This window comes from Cellulomonas hominis, from assembly GCF_005239125.1.
GTDB lineage: Bacteria > Actinomycetota > Actinomycetes > Actinomycetales > Cellulomonadaceae > Cellulomonas > Cellulomonas hominis_A.
The window spans coordinates 1-1,490 of record NZ_SZYE01000333.1 but is presented as its reverse complement, the minus strand read 5'-3'; the positions used below and the strand labels follow the sequence as shown (position 1 = coordinate 1,490).

The 1,490-nt window shown below is 79.3% G+C and carries 1 protein-coding gene and 1 pseudogene; both read right to left on the bottom strand.

Annotated elements, in window-relative coordinates; translation table 11 throughout:
• Positions 1 to 379, bottom strand: a pseudogene (locus FA014_RS19420) (hypothetical protein); the annotation flags it as partial.
• A gap of 106 nt (positions 380 to 485) precedes the next feature.
• Positions 486 to 1,490: 2-succinyl-5-enolpyruvyl-6-hydroxy-3-cyclohexene-1-carboxylate synthase (locus FA014_RS19415; RefSeq protein ID WP_230323456.1), on the bottom strand; the 1,005-nt coding region annotated here is incomplete at its 5' end.

The window sequence follows — 1,490 nt, the reverse complement described above, 5'->3', positions numbered from 1 at the left end:
GCCCGCCGTCGGCGTCCGCGCCGGTCCCGCGCAGCACCGCGGTCACGTCCGAGGCCAGGTGCAGCACGTTCGGCAGGTGCAGCACGAACGGGGCGTACTGGCCGTAGCGCGGCTGCTGGCCGGGCTGCTGCGCGGCGGGGTGCTGCGGTGCGCCGTGCGGGTACGGGGCCGGGTAGCCGCCCTGCTGGGGCGCGGCCGGGCCCGCCTGCGGGGCCGGGGTGTGCGGAAGCTGCTGGGTCGGCGTCGGGGCGATGCGCTGCGTCTCGTCGGTGGACGGCGTCGCGGCGGGCACGGCCTCCGTCGCAGCGGTGGTGTCCTCACGCTGCGGCTCGGGTGCGCCCTGGACGTCCCGCGGACCCTCGGGGGTGCTGCTGCTCATGGGGTCTACCTCCTTCTCGGGGACTATGAGACCCCCCGTGGCTGGAGCGACGCTCGGGGAATCCTGGGAGTCCGCTAGGAATCCACGATGACCCGCGGGCCGCCGGTCAGCCGGCGGTGCCGGCCACCGCGGTCCGGGCCGCCGTCCGGGCCGCGGCCACCAGCCGCTCCCCCAGCGCCCGCCGGTCGGTGCGGTCGACCCGCACCTCGACCACGGAGGTGCCCCGCCCGGGTGCGGCGAGCGCCACGGCGAGCGCCGCCTCGTCGGAGACCCGCACGTGCCGCACCCCGTAGCCGGCGCACAGCGCGGCCACGTCCACGGCGTGCGGCGTGCCGAACACGCGCTCGAACGTGCGGGCCCGCTCCGGCGCCCCGTGCTCCAGCGTGGCGAAGATCGACCCGCCCGCGTCGTTCAGCACGACGACCTGGAGGTCCACCTCGGGCTCGGTGGTGAGCCGCAGCAGGCCGCCCACGTCGTGCAGGAACGTGAGGTCGCCGACCAGCACCCGCACCCGCCGGCGCGGCAGGCCGAGCGCGACGCCCGCGGCGGTCGACAGCATCCCGTCGATGCCGGACAGCCCGCGGTTGGCGAGCACGAGCGGCGGCTCCGCCCAGCGGGCGACCAGGTCCAGGTCCCGCACGGGGTTGGACGAGCCGACGACGAGCACGTCGTCCGGCAGCGATGCCTCGGCGACCGCCCGGACGGCGCGCGGGCCGGCGAGCGGCGGGGTGGCGCGGGTGGCCGGCCCGTCCGGGGCGTCGTCCAGCGCGGCGTCCACCGCGGACCCCGCGGCGGCGCCGGCGCGCTGCCACGCGGCGAGCCACGCCGGGTCGTCGGGCGGGCCGTCGAACCACGACGCCGGCACGCCGGTCAGCACCCGGTCGGCCGCGCGACCGGCGTCCGGCCAGCCCGAGCCGGCGGGGGCCACCACGGTCAGGTCGACGTCGTCCCGCGCGAGCAGGGCCGACACCGGCCGGGTGAGCGTCGGGCGGCCCAGGAGCACCACGGACCGGACCCGGCCGCCCAGGTCGGGGTCCCCGAGCAGCACCCGGTAGGCCGCGGGCGCGGCCGGGCCGCCGCGCGCCCCGGACGACGGCTCGGCGAGCAGCGG